This window comes from Streptomyces sp. NPDC041108 (assembly GCF_055592645.1).
This window is the reverse complement of record NZ_JBVIYK010000005.1, coordinates 133,205-149,227: the sequence shown is the minus strand read 5'-3', so window position 1 is coordinate 149,227 and position 16,023 is coordinate 133,205. Positions and strand designations below refer to the sequence as shown.

Here is a 16,023-nt window from a genome sequence, read left to right as displayed (position 1 = left end):
GCGGGCCGGAATCAATCGGTAGAGTGTTCGTATGCGAACCGGTGCGCGCCGCAGGATGGGTGTGGAGGAGCGGCGGCAGCAGTTGATCGGGGTCGCCCTCGAGCTGTTCAGCCGGCGCTCGCCCGACGAGGTCTCCATCGACGAGATAGCGTCGGCGGCGGGCATCTCACGCCCGCTGGTCTACCACTACTTCCCCGGCAAACTCAGCCTGTACGAGGCCGCGTTGACGCGTGCTTCCGACGACCTGGCGAACCGTTTCGTCGAGCCCCGTCAGGGTCCGCTCGGTGCCCGGCTGCTCCGCGTCACGCACCGTTTCTTCGACTTCGTCGACGAGCACGGCCCCGGTTTCTCCGCCCTGATGCGCGGCGGCCCGGCCGTCGGCTCGTCCCGCACGAACGCGCTCATCGACGGTGTCCGCCAGGCCGCCTATGTCCAGATCCTTTCGCACCTCGACGTCGACGTGGCACCCGCGCGGCTCGAACTCGTCATCCGCTCCTGGATCTCCCTCGCCGAGTCCACGGCCCTCATCTGGCTGGACGGCCGCCGTATCCCCCGGGAGGAGCTGGAGGTCCAGCTCGTCCACGACTTCGCGGCCCTGGCGGCGGTGAGCGCGGCCCAGGACGAGGAGATGGCGGCCCTGCTGCGCGGCATCCTCGCCGACGAACCGCAGGACGGCCCGTTCAGCGACCTCGCGGGCCGCCTGGTGGCCCTGGGACGCGGCTAGGGCCTGTCGGGCCCGGCGCTCAGACCTCGAACTTCCGGTACGACGGGTCGAGGTCGCGCACCTCCGCCGACGCGTGAAGCGCCAGCCCCGCGGAAGGCTTCACGTACTGCCGGACCAGCTCCAGCACGTTCTCGGTCAGCGTCACCTTCGTGTCGTCGGTGCGCCCGGCGAGCAGTCCGAGCGTGACGTGCACGATCGCGTGACCGTCGGTGTCGGGCCCGACGACCGTGTCCTCGGTCGCCCGGAACTGCGTCTTGCACGCCTCCGGCTTCGCGGCGGCGGTCCGCACGACCTCCTCGTGCAGGGCCTTGGCGAACGTGGGCCGGTCGAAGCCCTCGGAGAGGACGGCGGAGTAGTCAACAGTGATCTGCGGCATGAGGTCACCCTAACCGCAGCCGTGACGCCAGCATGGCGATGTCGTCCTCCCGGTCCCGCCCGAAACAGTGCAGCAGCGTGTCGCACAGCGCGGCCGTCCCCGCCGGAGCGTCCGCCGCGGCGGCCCGCAACTGCTCCAGGGAGAGCGCGAGATCGATGCCGCGGGTCTCGACGAGCCCGTCGGTGACCATGAGCAGCCGATCCGTCGGCCGCAGTGACGTCTGCGTGGGCGCGGGCCGGTCGAGGCCGAGCCCGAGGAGGGGCCCGGCGGCCCGCACGTACTCGGCCTCCCCGTGGTCGCGGACGATCAGCGGCGGGATGTGGCCCGCGTTGGCCACCAGGACGCGCCCGCTGTCCGGCTCGACCAGGGCCAGACAGACCGTGGCGGTCAGGTCGGGGTGGTAGTGCTGGAGCATCCGGTCGAGACGGTGGGCGAGCGCCGCGGGGTCGGACTCCTCCACGCAGTACGCGCGCAGGGCGTGCCGGATCTCCACCATCACGGTGGCCGCGTCCAGCGAGTGCCCGACGACGTCGCCGACGGCGGTCAGCACGCCGCCGGGGGTGGACAGGGCCGCGTAGAAGTCGCCGCCGATCTCGGTCCGGCTGGAGGCCGGCACATAGCGGACGACGACTTCGAGGCCGGGGAACTCGGGCACCCGCTTGGGCAGGAAGCTGTGCTGGAGGGTGAGCGCGACATGGCGTTCGACCTGGTACATCAGCAGTGGCTGCGCGGCCAGCGCGGTGGCCTGGGCGAGGCGCGCGACCAGGCCCGTGGCACCGCTCACCGCTCCCGGCCTGCCGTGCACGGGTGTGGCGACACAGACGGGCGTGCCGTTCTCGGTGCGGGCCAGGACCAGCCGGGCGTCCTCGGTGACGCCGGGCCGGAAGAAGCCCGGGGGCCACAGGGGCGCGGGGACGACGGTGTCGCGCGGCCCGGGGTCGCCGTCGATGAGACGGCGGATGAGCCGGGCCACGGTCTCGTGCGCGCCGGCGTCGGGCAGGGTGGTGCGGGCCCTTGCCCGGGAGGTGCCGCTGTAGAGGTGGCCGTCCTCGCCGAGCACGAACACGGCGGCGGGCGACCGGGTGAGCCGGGCGGTCCCTTCGGCGGCGGCCGCGGCCAGCTCGTCCAGGGTGCGGGCGGCCTGCACGTCGACGATGGTCTCGGACAGCAGGGTGAGCCGGCGGACGAGGGCCTCGGCGTCGTTGCGTGTCCGGGCGCCGCGCACGGCCGCGCGGACGACCGCCTGGATCTCCTCCGGCTCGGCGGGGACCGTCAGATAGGCCTCGCCGCCCGCGTCCAGTCCCCGGCAGCGGTCGGCGGGGGCGACGGAGGCGGCGGAGAAGTGGACGACGGGCAGGGCCGCGGTCAGGGGCCGGGCCTTGAGCCGGCGGCACAGTTCGAAGCCGCTCATGTCGGGGAGGCCGACGTCGACGAGGGCCAGATCGGGCAGTGTTCCGGAGCGGAGCCGCAGGTCGAGTTCGGCCAGGGCCTCCCCGGCGCTGGCGACCGGCACCACGCCGTGTCCGGCCCGGCGCAGGACCGCGCCCATCGCGTACCGGCCGGCGGCCGCGTCGTCGACCACCAGCACCGTGGTGCCCGCTGTGTCGCCCATCGCACTCATGAGGCTCTCGTCGTGGCTGAAGCCGGGGTGGTGCGGGCCGTCCCCTCACCGCCCGCACCACCCAAGCTAGCGCGCCTGACGGTCGGTTCGTGCGAAGACCGCCACGGAGCGCCCCGGAACGGCGAAGGTCCCCGATTCCGCTTCGTACGACGACGTCCGGACGGTAGAGTCCGCCCCCGCCGCCTGCACCCGGTGCAGCGCGTACTCCTTCCCGGCCAGGTCGTCCACGGTCTGCTCGCGCCGCTCGGGAGTGGCGTTGAAGACGACGACGAGGTCACCGAGTTCCATGGTGATCACGCCCGGGGTCTCGTCCTTCCCCGACAGCGGGAAGGACAGCTTCGACTGCACCTGCCCGACCGTGGCGAGGGAGAACACGTCCTCCGTCGTACGGATGCGCAGCAGGTCGCGGTAGGCCGCCGAGGCCCCCTCGATCTGCTCGCAGCCGACCTCGACGGAGGTCAACAGGGGCTTTGCGTAGGGCCACTTGGACCGGTTGTCGGCGGCGAGGGGCAGTCCGCGCCCGAAGCCGTTGCCGTCCCGGCAGTCCCAGTGGATCGCGTTGAACCAGTCGCCGCTGTCGTAGGAGTTGCGGTCGAGGGACTTGGACCGCAGCAGGTCGGTGCCGGCCTGGGAGAGCGCCGGGCCCTGCGAGAGGGCGGCGGTCGCCAGGGCGAGGACCTGCATACGGGCGCGGTCCGCCGGGCTCGTGGACCTCGGGAGTTTGAAGGCCAGGGCGTCGAACAGGGACTCGTTGTCGTGGGCGTCGACATAGGCGAGGGCGTCGCCCGGGGCGTCCGCGTACCCGGCGGCGGTCCCGTTGTAGTCGACCTCGGAGCCCTCGACCTCCTTGCCCGCGGTGTCGGTGAACCGGTAGCGGGCGAGATTGCCGCTCAGCCCGACCTTGATGAGGTCCTGGTAGTGCAGCAGCCGGGCCTTCTGCTCGGCCGGGGTGCCGTTGTCCGCCGCGGAGTTGGGGTCCGTGTAGAGGCCGGACGCGAAGCCCTGCACGCCCGGGTCCTCGTCGAAGGGGCCGCCGCCGCGCACCGCGTCGCGGGCCCGGTCGGAGAAGGTGGCGACGCCCGTGCCGGCCATGTTCTTCTGCGTGGCCTGGACGAAGCGCGCGTCGTCGGCCACCTCGCCGAAGTTCCAGCCCTCCCCGTACAGGATGATCTTCTTCCCGTCGACGCCGTCCTTCTTGGGGGTGAGCGCGTCGAGGGCCTTGCGGACGGCCAGGATGTTGGCCTTCGGATGGTGGCCCATCAGGTCGAAACGGAAGCCGTCGACCTTGTACTCCTTCGCCCAGGTGACGATCGAGTCGACGACCAGCTTGCCCATCATGGTGTTCTCGGGCGCGGTGTTGGCGCAGCAGGTGGAGGTGGCGACCGAACCGTCGGCGAGGAGCCGGTGGTAGTAGCCGGGGACGACCTTGTCGAGGACGCTCTTGTCGGCCTGGCCGCTCGCCGGGGTGTGGTTGTAGACCACGTCCAGCACGACGCCGAGGCCGTCGGCGTTGAGCGCCTTCACCATCTTCCGGAACTCGACCGTGCGCCGGGTGCCGTCCGGGTCGGTCGCGTACGAGCCCTCCGGGACCGTGTAGTGGTAGGGGTCGTAGCCCCAGTTGAAGCCGTCCTCCGCCGCGGTCTTCGCCACGCACTCCTGCTGCTTCTCGGAGTCCGCGGGGTACGAGGCGAGGTCGCAGTCCACGGTCTCCTGGTCGGTCTTCCGCTCGGGGACGGTGGCGATGTCGGCGACGGGGAGGAGGTGCACGTACGAGGTGCCCGCCTCCGCCAGCTTCCGCAGGTGCCGGGAGCCGTCGCCGGCCCTGTCGGTGAAGGCGAGGTAGGTGCCCCTGTGCTTGGCGGGCACGGTCCTGTCGTCGATGGAGAAGTCCCGGACGTGCAGCTCCTGGATCCGCGCGTCCTTCAGCGGTACGGCCTTCGGCTTGGTGTACGACGACCAGCCGCTCGGTGCCAGGGACCTGTCCGTCAGGTCGACGACGAGGCTGCGCTCGGAGTCGGCGGTGAGGGCGACGGAGTACGGGTCGGTGACCTTGTTGGTGACGACCTCGCGGGCGCTCGACGCCCACACCTCGACGACGTACCGGTAGGGCTTGTTCTTCCAGGACTTCTTGCCGGTGACGGACCAGACGCCGGTGGTGTCGTTCCGCCGCATCGCGACCCGGGTGCCGTCGAGGTCGAGGGAGACCTGCCGGGCCGTGGGCGCCCAGACGGCGAGCGTGGGGCGGCCGTCGCGGAAGGTGGGGCCGAGGTCGGCGCCGGAGCCGTCGTACAGGTCGTCGAGCACGCCCGCGATCTGCACACCGGTCGCCGCGAGCACCGCGCCGTTCGCCGCGCGCTGGGAGACGACGAGCTGACCGCGCAGCGCCTCGCGGACCCGGTCGCGGTCGCGCGGGTCGACGGTCCAGGCGGTGTACGACTTCAGGTGCGGGAACCTCGCCTTCTGGGCGTCGGTCAGGGCCGACCTGGTCAGGCGGAGCCAGCGCTCGTCGGTGCTGGTGAGAGTGCCGTCCTTCGCGGCGATGGAGCCGGTGCGGGAGTACAGCAGCTGGGTGGAGGCGGCGGTGTCGTTCCCGTTCCAGGCGACGGTGTTCCGGTCGATCCAGATCGCCTTGGAGGTGGTCGGGTCGAGGGCTGCGGCGCTGCCCGCGGGCTGCGGGAGGAGGTACTTCTCCTGCCCGTTCAGCAGCCATGCCTCATGACCGGTGGCCTTGAGGTCCAGCGCCTGGTCGGTGGGGAGGTCCTTCTCGTCGCCCTTGTGGATGAGGTAGCTGAGGCTGGTCGCGCCCTCGGTGAGGGGCACCTCGAAGACGGCGCCGTAGGTGTCGGTCCGCACCGGCTCCAGGGGCTTGGACCAGTCCGTCGGGTTCGCGGCGCCGGACCAGACGTGCAGGCCCCAGCCGTCGTACCTGCCGTCGGCGCGGTGGTAGTGCAGAACGGCCTTGGAGGTGTCCTGGGCCGGCGGATCGGGCGCCTCGGTCAGGACGGCCTCCTTGCCCTGCTCGGCCCAGATCTCGCCCGTTCTCGTGACGTCGATGGACCGGTCGGCGGGGACGTCCTTGTTCCCGTCCTTGTCGATGACGAGGTAACTGACGTTCGTGGCACCGGGCTTGAGCTTGACGTAGGCGAACGCGCCGTACGCGTCCCGTCCGACGAAGTCGTGGCCGTCCGGCCAGGTGGTCCCCTCGCCCTCGGCGATGTCGCCCCAGGCGTACAGCCGCCAGTCCGTGTAGTCGTTGTCCGCGCGCTTGTAGTGGACGATCGCGTGGTCGCGCGAGGAGGCGGTGGGGACCTCGGGGGCGGGCGGGGTGCCCGTGGTGGAGGTGGCGGTGGCGCTCGCCGTACGTCCGGTTCGGTCGATCACCACTGCTTTGTACCGCAGGGCGGTTCCGGCGGGTACGTCCTCGCCGAGGGTCTGGGTGACCTTGTAGGGGGCGTGGTCGGCGGAGCCGAGGGTCTTCCACCTGCCGTTGCCGACCTGGGCGGCGAAGACGACCCGGTTGAGCTGTCCGCCGTCGACGTCGGCGCCGATCTCGACCGTGCCGGTGGCGCCGGCGGCCGGGGCCCCGAGGGTGAGGGACGGCTCGGTGGCGGGCTTCGCGAGGGGGCCGGCGGCCTTGAGGACGATCGCGGAGCGGGCCGGGACGGTGACGGTGACCTTATTGTCCGTACCGCTCGTCACCGTGTCGTCGGTCCCGTAGACGCCCTTGAAGGTCATGCGGGCCGACCCGGTGGCGAAGGTGGCCTTCTCGGCGTCGTCCGCGTTGTTGAAGGCGACGACGTACTCGGTGCCGGTGCCGGCGTCGGTGCGGGAGAAGGCGTAGACGCCCGCCCCGTCGGCCGCGTGACGCTCGGTCTGGACGCCGTCGGCGAGGGCCGGGTGGGCCTTGCGGAGCTTGGCGAGCGTGCTGATCCGCCGGTAGAGCGGCGCGCTCGTGTCGTACGCGTCCGTGGCGTGCGTGCGGTCCGTGCCGAGCAGGTCGTCGTCCAGGTAGTCGGCGGTCCTGGAGGCGAACATGGTCTGGCGGGCGTCCTTGTCGCCGCCGGCGCCGGTGAAGCCCTGCTCGTCGCCGTAGTAGACGACCGGGTTGCCCCGGCCGAGGAACATCAGCTCGTTGGCGAGCCGGTCCTTGGCGAGCAGTTCGGCGTCGGTGGCCTTGGGGTCGTCCTGCTTCAGGAAGGTCCCGACGCGGCCCATGTCATGGTTGCCGAGGAAGGTGACCTGCTCGTACGCGTTGGCCTTGTCGGTCGTGTACCGGTAGTCGTCCCCGAAGACCGAGGCCAGCTTCTTCGCGCTGCCGCCCTGGGAGGCGTACGAGCGCGCCGCGTCCTGGAAGGGGAAGTCGAGCGTGGAGTCGAGGCGGCCCCGGGTGACGTACGGGGAGGTCACCGCGGTGTCGGCGGAGTAGACCTCGCCGAACATGAAGAAGTCGTCGCGGCCCTTCTTCGCCGCGTACGCGTCGAGTGCGGTGGCCCACCGCGTCCAGAAGTCCATGTCGACGTGTTTCACGGTGTCGATCCGGAAGCCGTCGATCCGGAAGTCCCGCACCCACTTCTCGTAGATCTTCTCCATGCCGGAGACGACCTCGGGGCGTTCGGTCCACAGGTCGTCCAGACCCACGAAGTCGCCGTAGGCGGCGGACTCACCGGCCCAGGTGGAGTCGCCCCGGTTGTGGTACATCGCCGGGTCGTTGAGCCAGGCGGGGACCTTGGCGTTCTTCTTCGCGGCCGGGACGACGGGGGTGCGGGGGAAGGAGTCCCGGTCGACCGGCGGGAAGTCCTTCTTCCCGCCCGCGTGGTCGCTGTCGTCGAAGGGCTCACCGTCCTCGGTCAGATAGGGGAAGGCACCCTTGGAGAGGTAGTCGTAGGACTTCTCCTCGTTGCCGACGACATCGGCGGTGTGGTTGGTGATGACGTCGAAGAAGACCTTCATGCCCTTGGCATGGGCCTTGGAGATCAGGGTCTCCAGGTCCTTGTCGGTGCCGAAGTGCGGGTCGACCCGGGTGAAGTCGGTGATCCAGTAGCCGTGGTAGCCGGCGGACGCGTCGGCCCCCGTCCCCTGCACGGGCTGGTTCTTGAAGATCGGGGCCATCCAGATGGCGGTGGTGCCGAGGCCCTTGATGTAGTCGAGCTTCTCGGTCAGGCCCTTGAGGTCGCCGCCCTGGTAGAAGCCCTTGTCGGTGGGGTCGTAGCCGGTGGCCAGGCGCGAGCCCGTCAGGCCGCCCCTGTCGTTCGCCCGGTCACCGTTGGCGAAACGGTCCGGCAGGACGAAGTAGAACTGCTCGCGGGTGAGGTCGTGGCGGGCGGCGGTCTTCGCCAGCTTCGCGTCGGACGGAGGTGCGGGCGGCGCGGCGGCTCCGGCGGTGAGCGGCTGCACGAGCGCCGCGGTCAGCGCGGTCACGGTGACCGCGCCGACCGCCGCGACCCGTCCGGCGTGGGTGGTTCGGCGCCCGAACGGCGCCGGCCATCTCGGTATCACGGATGGACTCCTTGCGATGACGGCTCTGGTGGGTCCGACCCCGCGCGACCGTATCGCCGCCGAAAGTGTTTCAGCAAGAGGCTTGAAAGTAACGGTAAGGGCTTACAAGCGCGTCAGCAGCCGGTCTTGCCCGCATGGAGGGCGAGTGCCGTGTCGGCGCCGAGGGTCGCGGTGAACCGGCCGGAGGCGTTGACGGTGACCGTCGTGTTGTTCTGCACGTTGCAGTAGGTGCCTGCCGCGAGCGAGGTCTGGTACGTGCGGCTGAGGCTGCCCGACTCGTGGTTGATGGCCACGAAGCCCTTGCTGCCGCGCCCGAAGGCGATCGCGTCGCCCCCGTTGTCCCACCAGTTGGTGACGGCCTCACCGCGGGTGGCGTTGCGGAAGGGGACCATGCGCATGATCTCCGGCCAGGCGTGCTGGCACTTCCAGCCGTTCTGCCAGCAGGCGTCGACGCGACCGTTGTTCGGCGGCCCGGCGTCGGTGGAGGAGAACTCGTAGCCGGAGTTGATGTCGGGCGCGCCGTACGGGTACGCCAGCATGAAGACGTTGGCGAGGGTGTAGGCGGCGTTGTCCTTGTAGCTGAGGGTGGAGCCGTTGCGCTCGGTGTCGTGGTTGTCGACGAAGACCCCGGCGACGGAGCTGTTCAGGTAGCCCCAGCCCTCGCCGTAGTTCTTGAGGTAGGCGAGGTTCTCGCTGTTGAAGACCCGCTTGAGGTCGAAGGCGTACCGGAACTCCTGCACGTCCCCGTTGCCCATGTACTCGCTCGGCTGCACGGCCTCCCCGGAGCCGTGGATGGCCTCCTGCTTCCAGTACACGGACGGGTTGTTCAGCCGCGCCTTGACGGCGGCGAGGTCGGCGGCGGGGATGTGCTTGGCGGCGTCGATCCGGAAGCCGTCGACGCCGTAGCCGAGCAGGCTGTTCATGTACCCGGCGATGGCCGACCGCACGTACTCCTCGCCGGTGTCCAGGTCGGCGAGGGTGACGAGTTCGCAGTTCTGGACGTTGGCGCGGTTGGTGTAGTCGCTGATCGTGGCGGTGCAGTCGTCGAAGTCGAAGGAGGAGTACAGGCCGGGATAGTCGTACTTCGTGTACGACGACCCGCCGGTGCCGGTGCCGCTCCCGGCCGACATGTGGTTGACGACGGTGTCGACGACGACCTTGACGCCGGCCGCGTGGCACGTGTCGACCATGTTCCGGAAGGCGGTGGCGTCCCCGAGACGTCCGGCGATCCGGTAGCTGACGGGCTGGTACGACGTCCACCACTGCGAGCCCTGTATGTGCTCGGCGGGCGGCGAGACCTGGACGTATCCGTAGCCGTTCGGTCCGAGGGTGCTGGTGCACTCCTTGGCCACGGAGGCGAAGTTCCACTCGAACAGGACGGCGGTCACGTCCTTGGTCCCGGGCGGCGACGCGTACGCGCTCCCGGCGGGTGCCGTGAGCGCGATCGACGCGCCCGCCGCGAGAGCGAGCGCGCCGGACAGGGTTCTGCTGGTCATGTGTGGGGTCCTTCTCCGTTGAAGGGGTCCGAAGGGCGGGGCACTGGGCCGTGAGGGGCTCGTACGGCGAGATCTTTTGCCGGTTCTTGCTGCAAGATGGCTGAAAATTTTCAACCGTCAGGAAGGTACGAGTCCACTTGACGCATGGTCAACCCTGCGGACACGCCTTCTTCACATGCCCGAAATCTCTTCACAGGGTGGGAGGTTGGGACGGGGCGGCCCCGGTCACCGGCTCCGCACACCACCCGGACCGCGAAGTGCCCGGTACGCGGCCCACGCGTCCAGCAGCGGCGGGGTCACCGAACGCCGTGGGCCGGGGCCGTGGGTGACGGCGTAGCGTACGGCCGCCGGGGTGGCGTGCGGGAAGGCCGAGCGGAGCAGGGCGAAGGCGCCGGCGACGAAGGGCGCGGCGGCGCTCGTACCGCTCAGCAGGAAGGGGCGGCCGTCGGGCCCCGGCCCGGGAATCCGGTCGCCGGGGGCGCCGACCCCGTGGCGGCCGATGGACACGGCCAGGTTGGACCGGGGCATGGGATGCCCGGCACGGTCGTACGCGGTCACCGGGACGACCCACGGGTGGTCGGTGAGGACGGAGGAGCCCACCCGGCCCTGGTTCCCGGCGGCGACCACCAGGATCACGCCCCGGTCGGCGGCACGGTCGAGGGCCGCCTCCAGCGCGGGGTCACGGACACCGGACGGGGCGGGCTGGGCCATGCTGAGGTTCACGATGTGGGCGCCCGCGTCGACGATCTCCGTGAGCGCCCTGGCCAGTTCCCCGGTGCGCACACCGGAGAGACAGGTCGCGGGACCCTCGTCGGTGGGACGGTCCGTGAAGAGGGGCCGGGACAGCAGGGTGCAGCCGGGGGCGACACCGCCCTCGCCGGCGAGGATGCCCGCCACGGCGGTGCCGTGCGCGCAGCAGACGTCGGCGCGGCCGCACCGTCCCGGACCGGCGGCCCGGCCCAGTTCCCGGACCGCGTGGCCCGCGAACGCGGGGTGGTCCAGGGCGACACGGCCGTCGATCACCCCGACGACGACCGAGGGCCTGCCCGAGGTGTGTGCCATGAGCGGCGCGAGGCCGACCAGGTCCACGGGGTCCATGGCACGCCCCTCTCCTCCGGGCCGCTCGACGGGACGGCCGGTCTACTCGGTCACGGGCTCGGGCTCGGGCGGAAGGCAGGCCGCGAGGCAGGTCTCCGCGCAGCGGTTCAGGCAGTCGCCAGCCTCGTAGGGCGGCGCGTCCTGGCACTCGTCGGCGCAGAGGTTGGAGCACAACGTGGCGCAGTGCGTGTCGAGTTGGGTGTACAGCCGGTCGCCGGGCCCGTCGGCCCCGCCGGCCCGCCGGACGGGCGGGAGGGGCGGGACGGGGGCCGCGGCAGTGAATCCGGGGAGGGTCATGGCGTGCCTCCCCACCACGCCGGGTCCCGGCACCGGTCCGTCAGGCAGGCGGCGTAGCACGCCTCGAAGTCGTCGAACCCTTCGCAGCGCGACCTGCAGAGCGGCCCCTCGACGCTCTCGCAGGTGATCTCCTGCGGGTGCAGGAGATCACCCGGGCCGGCGGGGGCGGAGTCCCGCGCGAATCCGGGGTAGGTCATGACGATCCCCTGGAGCCGTAGCAGTTCTCCTTGATGCACTCGCGTCGGCAGCGGGCGGGATTCCAGGAGTGCTCGCACTGGATCTCGCACAGTGGGCCGAGTTCCTCCTCGCAGGTGAACTGCTGGGGGACGACCCGGTCGCCGGCCGTCACGCTCTTCGGTGTCCCGGTGAATCCTGGCAGGCTCATGGTGACGTCACCACTTCTCCGCGCAGAGCCTCGCCAGGCACTTCCGTACGCACGCAGCGGGGTTGTGGGCGTTGCGGCACTGGTGGCGGCAGACCGGCCTCAGTTCCTCCTCGCAGGTGAACTGCTGCGCAACGAGCAGATCACCGGCGTTCGCTCCGCGTGCCGCCGTCGGCTCGACGGCGAATCCGGGGATACGCATGTCCGTTCGCCTCTTCTCCCTCTCGTGTCTGTCGTCTCTGTCTCTTCGTGGTCGCGGTCGGGCGCCCGTCGCTCAGCGGTCGTAGTAGCGCTGGACCGGGGTCACCCGGTAGGGGAACAGCCCGGAGACGCCGACCCGGACGAACAGCTTCTCGGTGACGTTGGTCTGGCGGTGGGTGTAGGAGAGGACGACCGTCACGACGCTCTGGGACCCGACGCTGAGCCGGGAGGGCGCCGCTTCCACCTCGGACAGGGTGTAGCCCTCGGCGCGCAGCTCACTGGTCTTCCGGTAGATCTCCTGCTCCCGCACCGTCAGATAGTTGAGGGCCCGGTGGGTCGGGTCGAGACCGGCGTTGTTGTTGAGCTGGAGCACCCGGTCGAGCACTTCTCTGGCGGTCCTCTCGAACTCCTTGCGGGAGGTGTCCTCGGGGCGGTCGATCGCCTCGATCAGCTCCCTGCTGTCGAAGGCCCAGATCTTCTCGACATGGACGACCGGGACGGAGAGTCCCTGACACGCGCCCGGCGGCACGAGCGCGCCGAGCGTGCCGACGACCACGGCGAGGTCGCGGCAGTCCCGTACCGGGCGCAGGGCATCCACCAGGTCGTCCAGGCCCGCGGGTTCGACGGGCTCCACCACGTAGGTGTCGACGCCCTGGACGGACAGGACGTAGCACATCTGGCGCGCGAGGTAGCGGTTCTCCGGAGCGGAGAGAACCCGGTACAGCGCGTCGGCGTCGGTGGCGTCACGGCTGCCGTCGGCTCCCGCCACCTGCGAGAACTCCTGCTGGACGGAGAGATCGGGGAACACGGCGCGCACGCGTCCGAGGACATAGACGTAAGCGGGGCCGGTGTCGCCGTGGCCCGTCCCGTCGCCCTGGCGGGAACCCGGCTCGGCGCAGCCGCAACAGGCCTGGGTGACGCGGGACTCGCCGGACACGGGACGGACGTCGTCGGGTTCGGACGCCGGGATCGGGGCGGGAGCCGGGGCCGCCGATCGTGGCCCGGTCTCCGGCGCAGGCGCAGGACTCGTGTCGGTGACGCCGTCGGTGGTCTCGGGGTCCATGGGTCACTCCTCACGCACGCTTCGTCGGGCTCCCGGCCCGGAGCGGTCCCGCACCGGGCATCCTCGTCGTGCACGCGCCTCGCGCGGTGCTCAGCGTTCTCGTCGGCCTTCGATCGTCATCCACCGGTTCAGGGACGCGGCCCGGCGCGCGCAGCCGCCGCAGGGCCGGATCCCCACCGCCGCGGTCGCACGGGCGACGGCGTCGCCCAGCCCGATGTCCCCGTCCGCACGTGCGAAGCCGGGGATACGGACCCGGTGGGGGGAACGGTCGGGACGGGACGGCTCGTGCGAGTCGGGGGCCACGGTCTCCTCGGCCGGGTCCCGACCGCTCGTTGTGCCGTCAACCATCTAGCTCACATCCCGGTGTTGGCCGATCGCCCCGTCGCCCCCACCTCCTTCCACTGTGCTACCGAGGCACGCGGGACGCACCCCGGCCGGACGACGCGACAGGGCCCGCCGCCCCGGTGCGGGGCGGCGGGCCCTGGAGACCGGCCGCGGGTACGCCCGCGGCCGCCGTGGTCCGTCGGCTCAGCCGGTGGTCCACCAGACCGTCGTGTCGCCCGGCAGCTTCGCCTCGTCCCCGGCCACGGCCACCTCGGCGGTGGCGAGCAGGACACGGCCGTACGCCGGGATCGTGACCGCTTCTCCCGTGGTGTTCGCGACGCACACGAAGTCGCCCCGGCGGAAGGCCAGGACACCCTCGGGCGCCTTCAGCCACTCGACCGAGTCGCCCGCGCCGAGACCGGGCTCCCGCCGGCGGACGGACAGGGCGGTGCGGTACAGCTCCAGGGTCGAGTCCGCCGCGCCCCTCTGGGCCTCGACGCTGAGGTCGCGCCACTCGGCGGGCTGCGGCAGCCAGGAGCCGCCGTCACCGAAGCCGTACGACGAGCCGGACCGGGTCCACGGGATCGGGACGCGGCAGCCGTCGCGGAAGCCGTCCTGGCCTGCGCCCCGGAAGTACGCCGGGTCCTGGCGGACCTCGTCCGGGAGGTCGACGACGTCGGGCAGGCCCAGTTCCTCGCCCTGGTAGACGTAGGCCGAGCCGGGAAGCGCCAGCATCAGCAGCGAGGCGGCGCGCGCCCGGCGCAGGCCCAGCGCACGGTCGCCCGCGAGACGGATCTGCGTGCCGAGGCCCGGTTCGTTGGCGAAGCGGGTCGTGTGGCGGGTCACGTCGTGGTTGGACAGGACCCAGGTGGCGGGCGCGTTCACGGGGCGCATCGCGTCCAGGGTGCGGTCGACGACGGTCTTCAGCTCCGCCGCGTCCCAGTACGTGGCCAGGTACTGGAAGTTGAATGCCTGGTGGAGCTCGTCCGGGCGGACGTAGTTCGCGGTGCGTTCGACCGTGGGGGTCCATGCCTCCGCCACGAAGATGCGCTCCCCGGCGTACTCGTCCAGCACCAGGCGCCATTCGCGGTAGATCGCGTGGACGCCGTCCTGGTCGAAGAACGGCATGACATCGTTGCCCAGCAGTTTCAGCTGGTCGTGGGCGCCGAGGTCGGGGAGGCCGTCGGCCTTCACCAGGCCGTGGGCCACGTCGACACGGAAGCCGTCCACGCCCATGTCGAGCCAGAAGCGCAGCACGGAACGGAACTCGTCGCCGACCGCCGGGTGGTCCCAGTTGAAGTCGGGCTGCTCCGGGGCGAACAGGTGCAGGTACCAGGCGCCCGGCGTGCCGTCCGGCTCCGTCACCCGCGTCCACGCCGGGCCACCGAAGATGGACTCCCAGTCGTTCGGGGGGAGTTCGCCGGAGGCGCCCTTGCCCTCACGGAAGTGGTAGCGGTCGCGCAGCGGCGAGCCCGGCCCCTCGGCGACCGCCCGCCTGAACCACTCGTGCTGGTCGGAGGAGTGGTTGGGGACCAGGTCGACGATGATGCGCAGGCCCAGTTCGTGGGCGTCGCGGATCAGGGCGTCCGCGTCCAGCAGGGACCCGAACATCGGGTCCACCGCACGGTAGTCGGCCACGTCGTAGCCGGCGTCGGCCTGGGGGGAGGCGTAGAAGGGGCTGAGCCACACGGCGTCGACGCCCAGGTCACGCAGGTACGGGAGCCGGGAGCGTACGCCCTCCAGGTCGCCCATGCCGTCACCGTTGCTGTCGGCGAAGCTGCGCGGATAGACCTGGTAGATCACCGCGTCGCGCCACCAGTCGGGGCGGGCGGCGACGGTGGCGAGCGCGGAGTTGTCGGCCGGGTCGGCAGAGGAGTGCTGGCTCATGACGTCCTTGGTGTGTAACGGAGGTGCGGTCGTCGAACGAGGGTCGTCGGGGGTCTCGGTCCGGGTGACGAGGCGGCCGCGGTGTCAGCGGGGTCGGATGGACACCACGGCCGCCCCGGGTTCCCGGGAGGGGGTCTCACCCCTTGGTGCCGCCCGCGGTCAGGCCGGTCACCAGGTTCTTCTGCACGAGGTAGAAGAACGCGGAGACGGGGATCGCGACCAGTACCGCGGTGGCGGCCATCAGGTTGCGCTGCGCGTCGTGTTCGCTGACGAAGCTCTGCAGGCCGACGGCGAAGGTGTACTTCGTGTCGGACAGCATGAACGTCGAGGCGAAGGCGACCTCCCCGAACGCGGTGATGAAGCTGTAGAAGGCGGCGACCGCGAGGCCCGGTTTGGCGAGCGGCAGGATCAGCCGCGCGAACGTGCCGAAGGGGCTCAGCCCGTCGACGCGTCCGGCCTCGTCGATCTCGAACGGGATCGTGTCGAAGTAGCCCTTGAGCAGCCAGGCGCAGTACGGCACGGCCGTCGAACAGTAGACGAGGACGAGGCCGAGGTAGCTGTCGATGAGCTTCAGTTCCGAGAGGATCTCGTACATCGGCACCATCAGCACGGCCACCGGGAACATCTGCGTGACCAGGAGCACCCACATGAACTTCCGGTAGCCCGGGAAGCGCATGCGGGAGACGGCGTAGCCCGTGGTCGCCGCGATCAGCACCCCGATGACGGTGGTGCCGAGCGAGACGACGAGGGTGCTGACGAGCCAGTCGAAGAACGGTGTCTCCTGGAGCACGTACGAATAGTTGGCGAACGTCATTTTGCCGAAGATGCGCCCGGGATGCAGGTAATCGTCCTTGTCCGGGCCGAGGGACAGGAAGACCAGCCAGGCGATCGGGAACAGCGCGGCCAGGCTCGCCAGTACGAGGATCGTGTGGGAGGCGAGGGTGCCGGCGGGGCTGTTCTCACCGCGGCGGCGGGTGCGGCGCGGGGGCGCGTTCCTGGCGGCTCGCGCCGACGGGGAGTCCGCGTGAGCCTCGGTGGTGACGGTCGTGGTGCTCATG

Annotated in this window: 14 protein-coding genes; 1 reads left to right on the top strand and 13 read right to left on the bottom strand. The window is 71.0% G+C overall.

The window, feature by feature from the left end; all coding sequences use genetic code 11:
- Positions 1-31 precede the first annotated feature (31 nt).
- Positions 32-724, top strand: coding sequence for a TetR/AcrR family transcriptional regulator (locus ACZ6BB_RS16390; protein WP_471615861.1), 693 nt, complete (start codon positions 32-34; stop codon positions 722-724).
- 19 nt (positions 725-743) lie between these two features.
- Here ACZ6BB_RS16390 and ACZ6BB_RS16385 read toward each other — a convergent pair whose 3' ends face one another.
- The 13 genes from ACZ6BB_RS16385 to ACZ6BB_RS16325 form a co-directional block, all read right to left on the bottom strand.
- On the bottom strand, positions 744-1,100 hold the full coding sequence (locus ACZ6BB_RS16385) for a 5-carboxymethyl-2-hydroxymuconate Delta-isomerase (RefSeq protein ID WP_471615860.1): 357 nt from the start codon (positions 1,098-1,100) through the stop codon (positions 744-746).
- A 4-nt stretch (positions 1,101-1,104) separates the two neighbouring features.
- Positions 1,105-2,712 (bottom strand): SpoIIE family protein phosphatase, encoded by a 1,608-nt coding sequence (locus ACZ6BB_RS16380; RefSeq protein ID WP_471615859.1) that lies wholly within the window; start codon positions 2,710-2,712, stop codon positions 1,105-1,107.
- A 75-nt stretch (positions 2,713-2,787) separates the two neighbouring features.
- Positions 2,788-8,217, bottom strand: coding sequence for a pullulanase-type alpha-1,6-glucosidase (pulA, locus tag ACZ6BB_RS16375; RefSeq protein WP_471615858.1), 5,430 nt, complete (start codon positions 8,215-8,217; stop codon positions 2,788-2,790).
- 113 nt (positions 8,218-8,330) lie between these two features.
- Entirely contained in the window at positions 8,331-9,713 is a 1,383-nt protein-coding gene (locus ACZ6BB_RS16370; protein WP_471615857.1) for an alpha-amylase, read from the bottom strand.
- 225 nt (positions 9,714-9,938) lie between these two features.
- Entirely contained in the window at positions 9,939-10,811 is an 873-nt protein-coding gene (locus tag ACZ6BB_RS16365) for a S8 family serine peptidase (protein WP_471615856.1), read from the bottom strand.
- 42 nt (positions 10,812-10,853) lie between these two features.
- A complete protein-coding gene (locus ACZ6BB_RS16360) occupies positions 10,854-11,108 on the bottom strand; it encodes a hypothetical protein (protein ID WP_471615855.1) in 255 nt (84 codons plus the stop codon).
- A complete protein-coding gene (locus ACZ6BB_RS16355) occupies positions 11,105-11,305 on the bottom strand; it encodes a hypothetical protein (RefSeq protein WP_471615854.1) in 201 nt (66 codons plus the stop codon). The genes ACZ6BB_RS16360 and ACZ6BB_RS16355 overlap by 4 nt, the downstream gene beginning before the upstream one ends.
- On the bottom strand, positions 11,302-11,493 hold the full coding sequence (locus tag ACZ6BB_RS16350; RefSeq protein WP_471615853.1) for a hypothetical protein: 192 nt from the start codon (positions 11,491-11,493) through the stop codon (positions 11,302-11,304). The genes ACZ6BB_RS16355 and ACZ6BB_RS16350 overlap by 4 nt, the downstream gene beginning before the upstream one ends.
- Positions 11,494-11,500: 7 nt before the next feature.
- Positions 11,501-11,692, bottom strand: coding sequence for a hypothetical protein (locus ACZ6BB_RS16345; protein WP_471615852.1), 192 nt, complete (start codon positions 11,690-11,692; stop codon positions 11,501-11,503).
- 72 nt (positions 11,693-11,764) lie between these two features.
- Positions 11,765-12,754 carry a cyanobactin maturation protease PatG family protein gene (locus ACZ6BB_RS16340; RefSeq protein WP_471615851.1) on the bottom strand — a complete coding sequence of 330 codons (990 nt, stop codon included), beginning with the start codon at positions 12,752-12,754 and terminating at the stop codon, positions 11,765-11,767.
- A gap of 90 nt (positions 12,755-12,844) precedes the next feature.
- Positions 12,845-13,102 (bottom strand): hypothetical protein, encoded by a 258-nt coding sequence (locus ACZ6BB_RS16335; RefSeq protein WP_471615850.1) that lies wholly within the window; start codon positions 13,100-13,102, stop codon positions 12,845-12,847.
- A 180-nt stretch (positions 13,103-13,282) separates the two neighbouring features.
- On the bottom strand, positions 13,283-14,965 hold the full coding sequence (locus ACZ6BB_RS16330) for a glycoside hydrolase family 13 protein (RefSeq protein ID WP_471615849.1): 1,683 nt from the start codon (positions 14,963-14,965) through the stop codon (positions 13,283-13,285).
- Between the two features lie 136 nt (positions 14,966-15,101).
- Positions 15,102-16,022 carry a sugar ABC transporter permease gene (locus tag ACZ6BB_RS16325; protein WP_471615848.1) on the bottom strand — a complete coding sequence of 307 codons (921 nt, stop codon included), beginning with the start codon at positions 16,020-16,022 and terminating at the stop codon, positions 15,102-15,104.
- Position 16,023: the final 1 nt, after the last annotated feature.

Coding starts and splice junctions, on each gene's coding strand:
- ACZ6BB_RS16365 (WP_471615856.1), bottom strand. CDS start 10,811: ATGGACCCCGTGGACCTGGTCGGCCTCGCGCCGCTCATGGCACACACC.
- ACZ6BB_RS16390 (WP_471615861.1), top strand. CDS start 32: ATGCGAACCGGTGCGCGCCGCAGGATGGGTGTGGAGGAGCGGCGGCAG.
- ACZ6BB_RS16350 (WP_471615853.1), bottom strand. CDS start 11,493: ATGAGCCTGCCAGGATTCACCGGGACACCGAAGAGCGTGACGGCCGGC.
- ACZ6BB_RS16345 (WP_471615852.1), bottom strand. CDS start 11,692: ATGCGTATCCCCGGATTCGCCGTCGAGCCGACGGCGGCACGCGGAGCG.
- ACZ6BB_RS16330 (WP_471615849.1), bottom strand. CDS start 14,965: ATGAGCCAGCACTCCTCTGCCGACCCGGCCGACAACTCCGCGCTCGCC.
- ACZ6BB_RS16370 (WP_471615857.1), bottom strand. CDS start 9,713: ATGACCAGCAGAACCCTGTCCGGCGCGCTCGCTCTCGCGGCGGGCGCG.
- ACZ6BB_RS16360 (WP_471615855.1), bottom strand. CDS start 11,108: ATGACCCTCCCCGGATTCACTGCCGCGGCCCCCGTCCCGCCCCTCCCG.
- ACZ6BB_RS16385 (WP_471615860.1), bottom strand. CDS start 1,100: ATGCCGCAGATCACTGTTGACTACTCCGCCGTCCTCTCCGAGGGCTTC.
- ACZ6BB_RS16335 (WP_471615850.1), bottom strand. CDS start 13,102: ATGGTTGACGGCACAACGAGCGGTCGGGACCCGGCCGAGGAGACCGTG.
- ACZ6BB_RS16380 (WP_471615859.1), bottom strand. CDS start 2,712: ATGGGCGACACAGCGGGCACCACGGTGCTGGTGGTCGACGACGCGGCC.
- ACZ6BB_RS16340 (WP_471615851.1), bottom strand. CDS start 12,754: ATGGACCCCGAGACCACCGACGGCGTCACCGACACGAGTCCTGCGCCT.
- ACZ6BB_RS16355 (WP_471615854.1), bottom strand. CDS start 11,305: ATGACCTACCCCGGATTCGCGCGGGACTCCGCCCCCGCCGGCCCGGGT.
- ACZ6BB_RS16325 (WP_471615848.1), bottom strand. CDS start 16,022: ATGAGCACCACGACCGTCACCACCGAGGCTCACGCGGACTCCCCGTCG.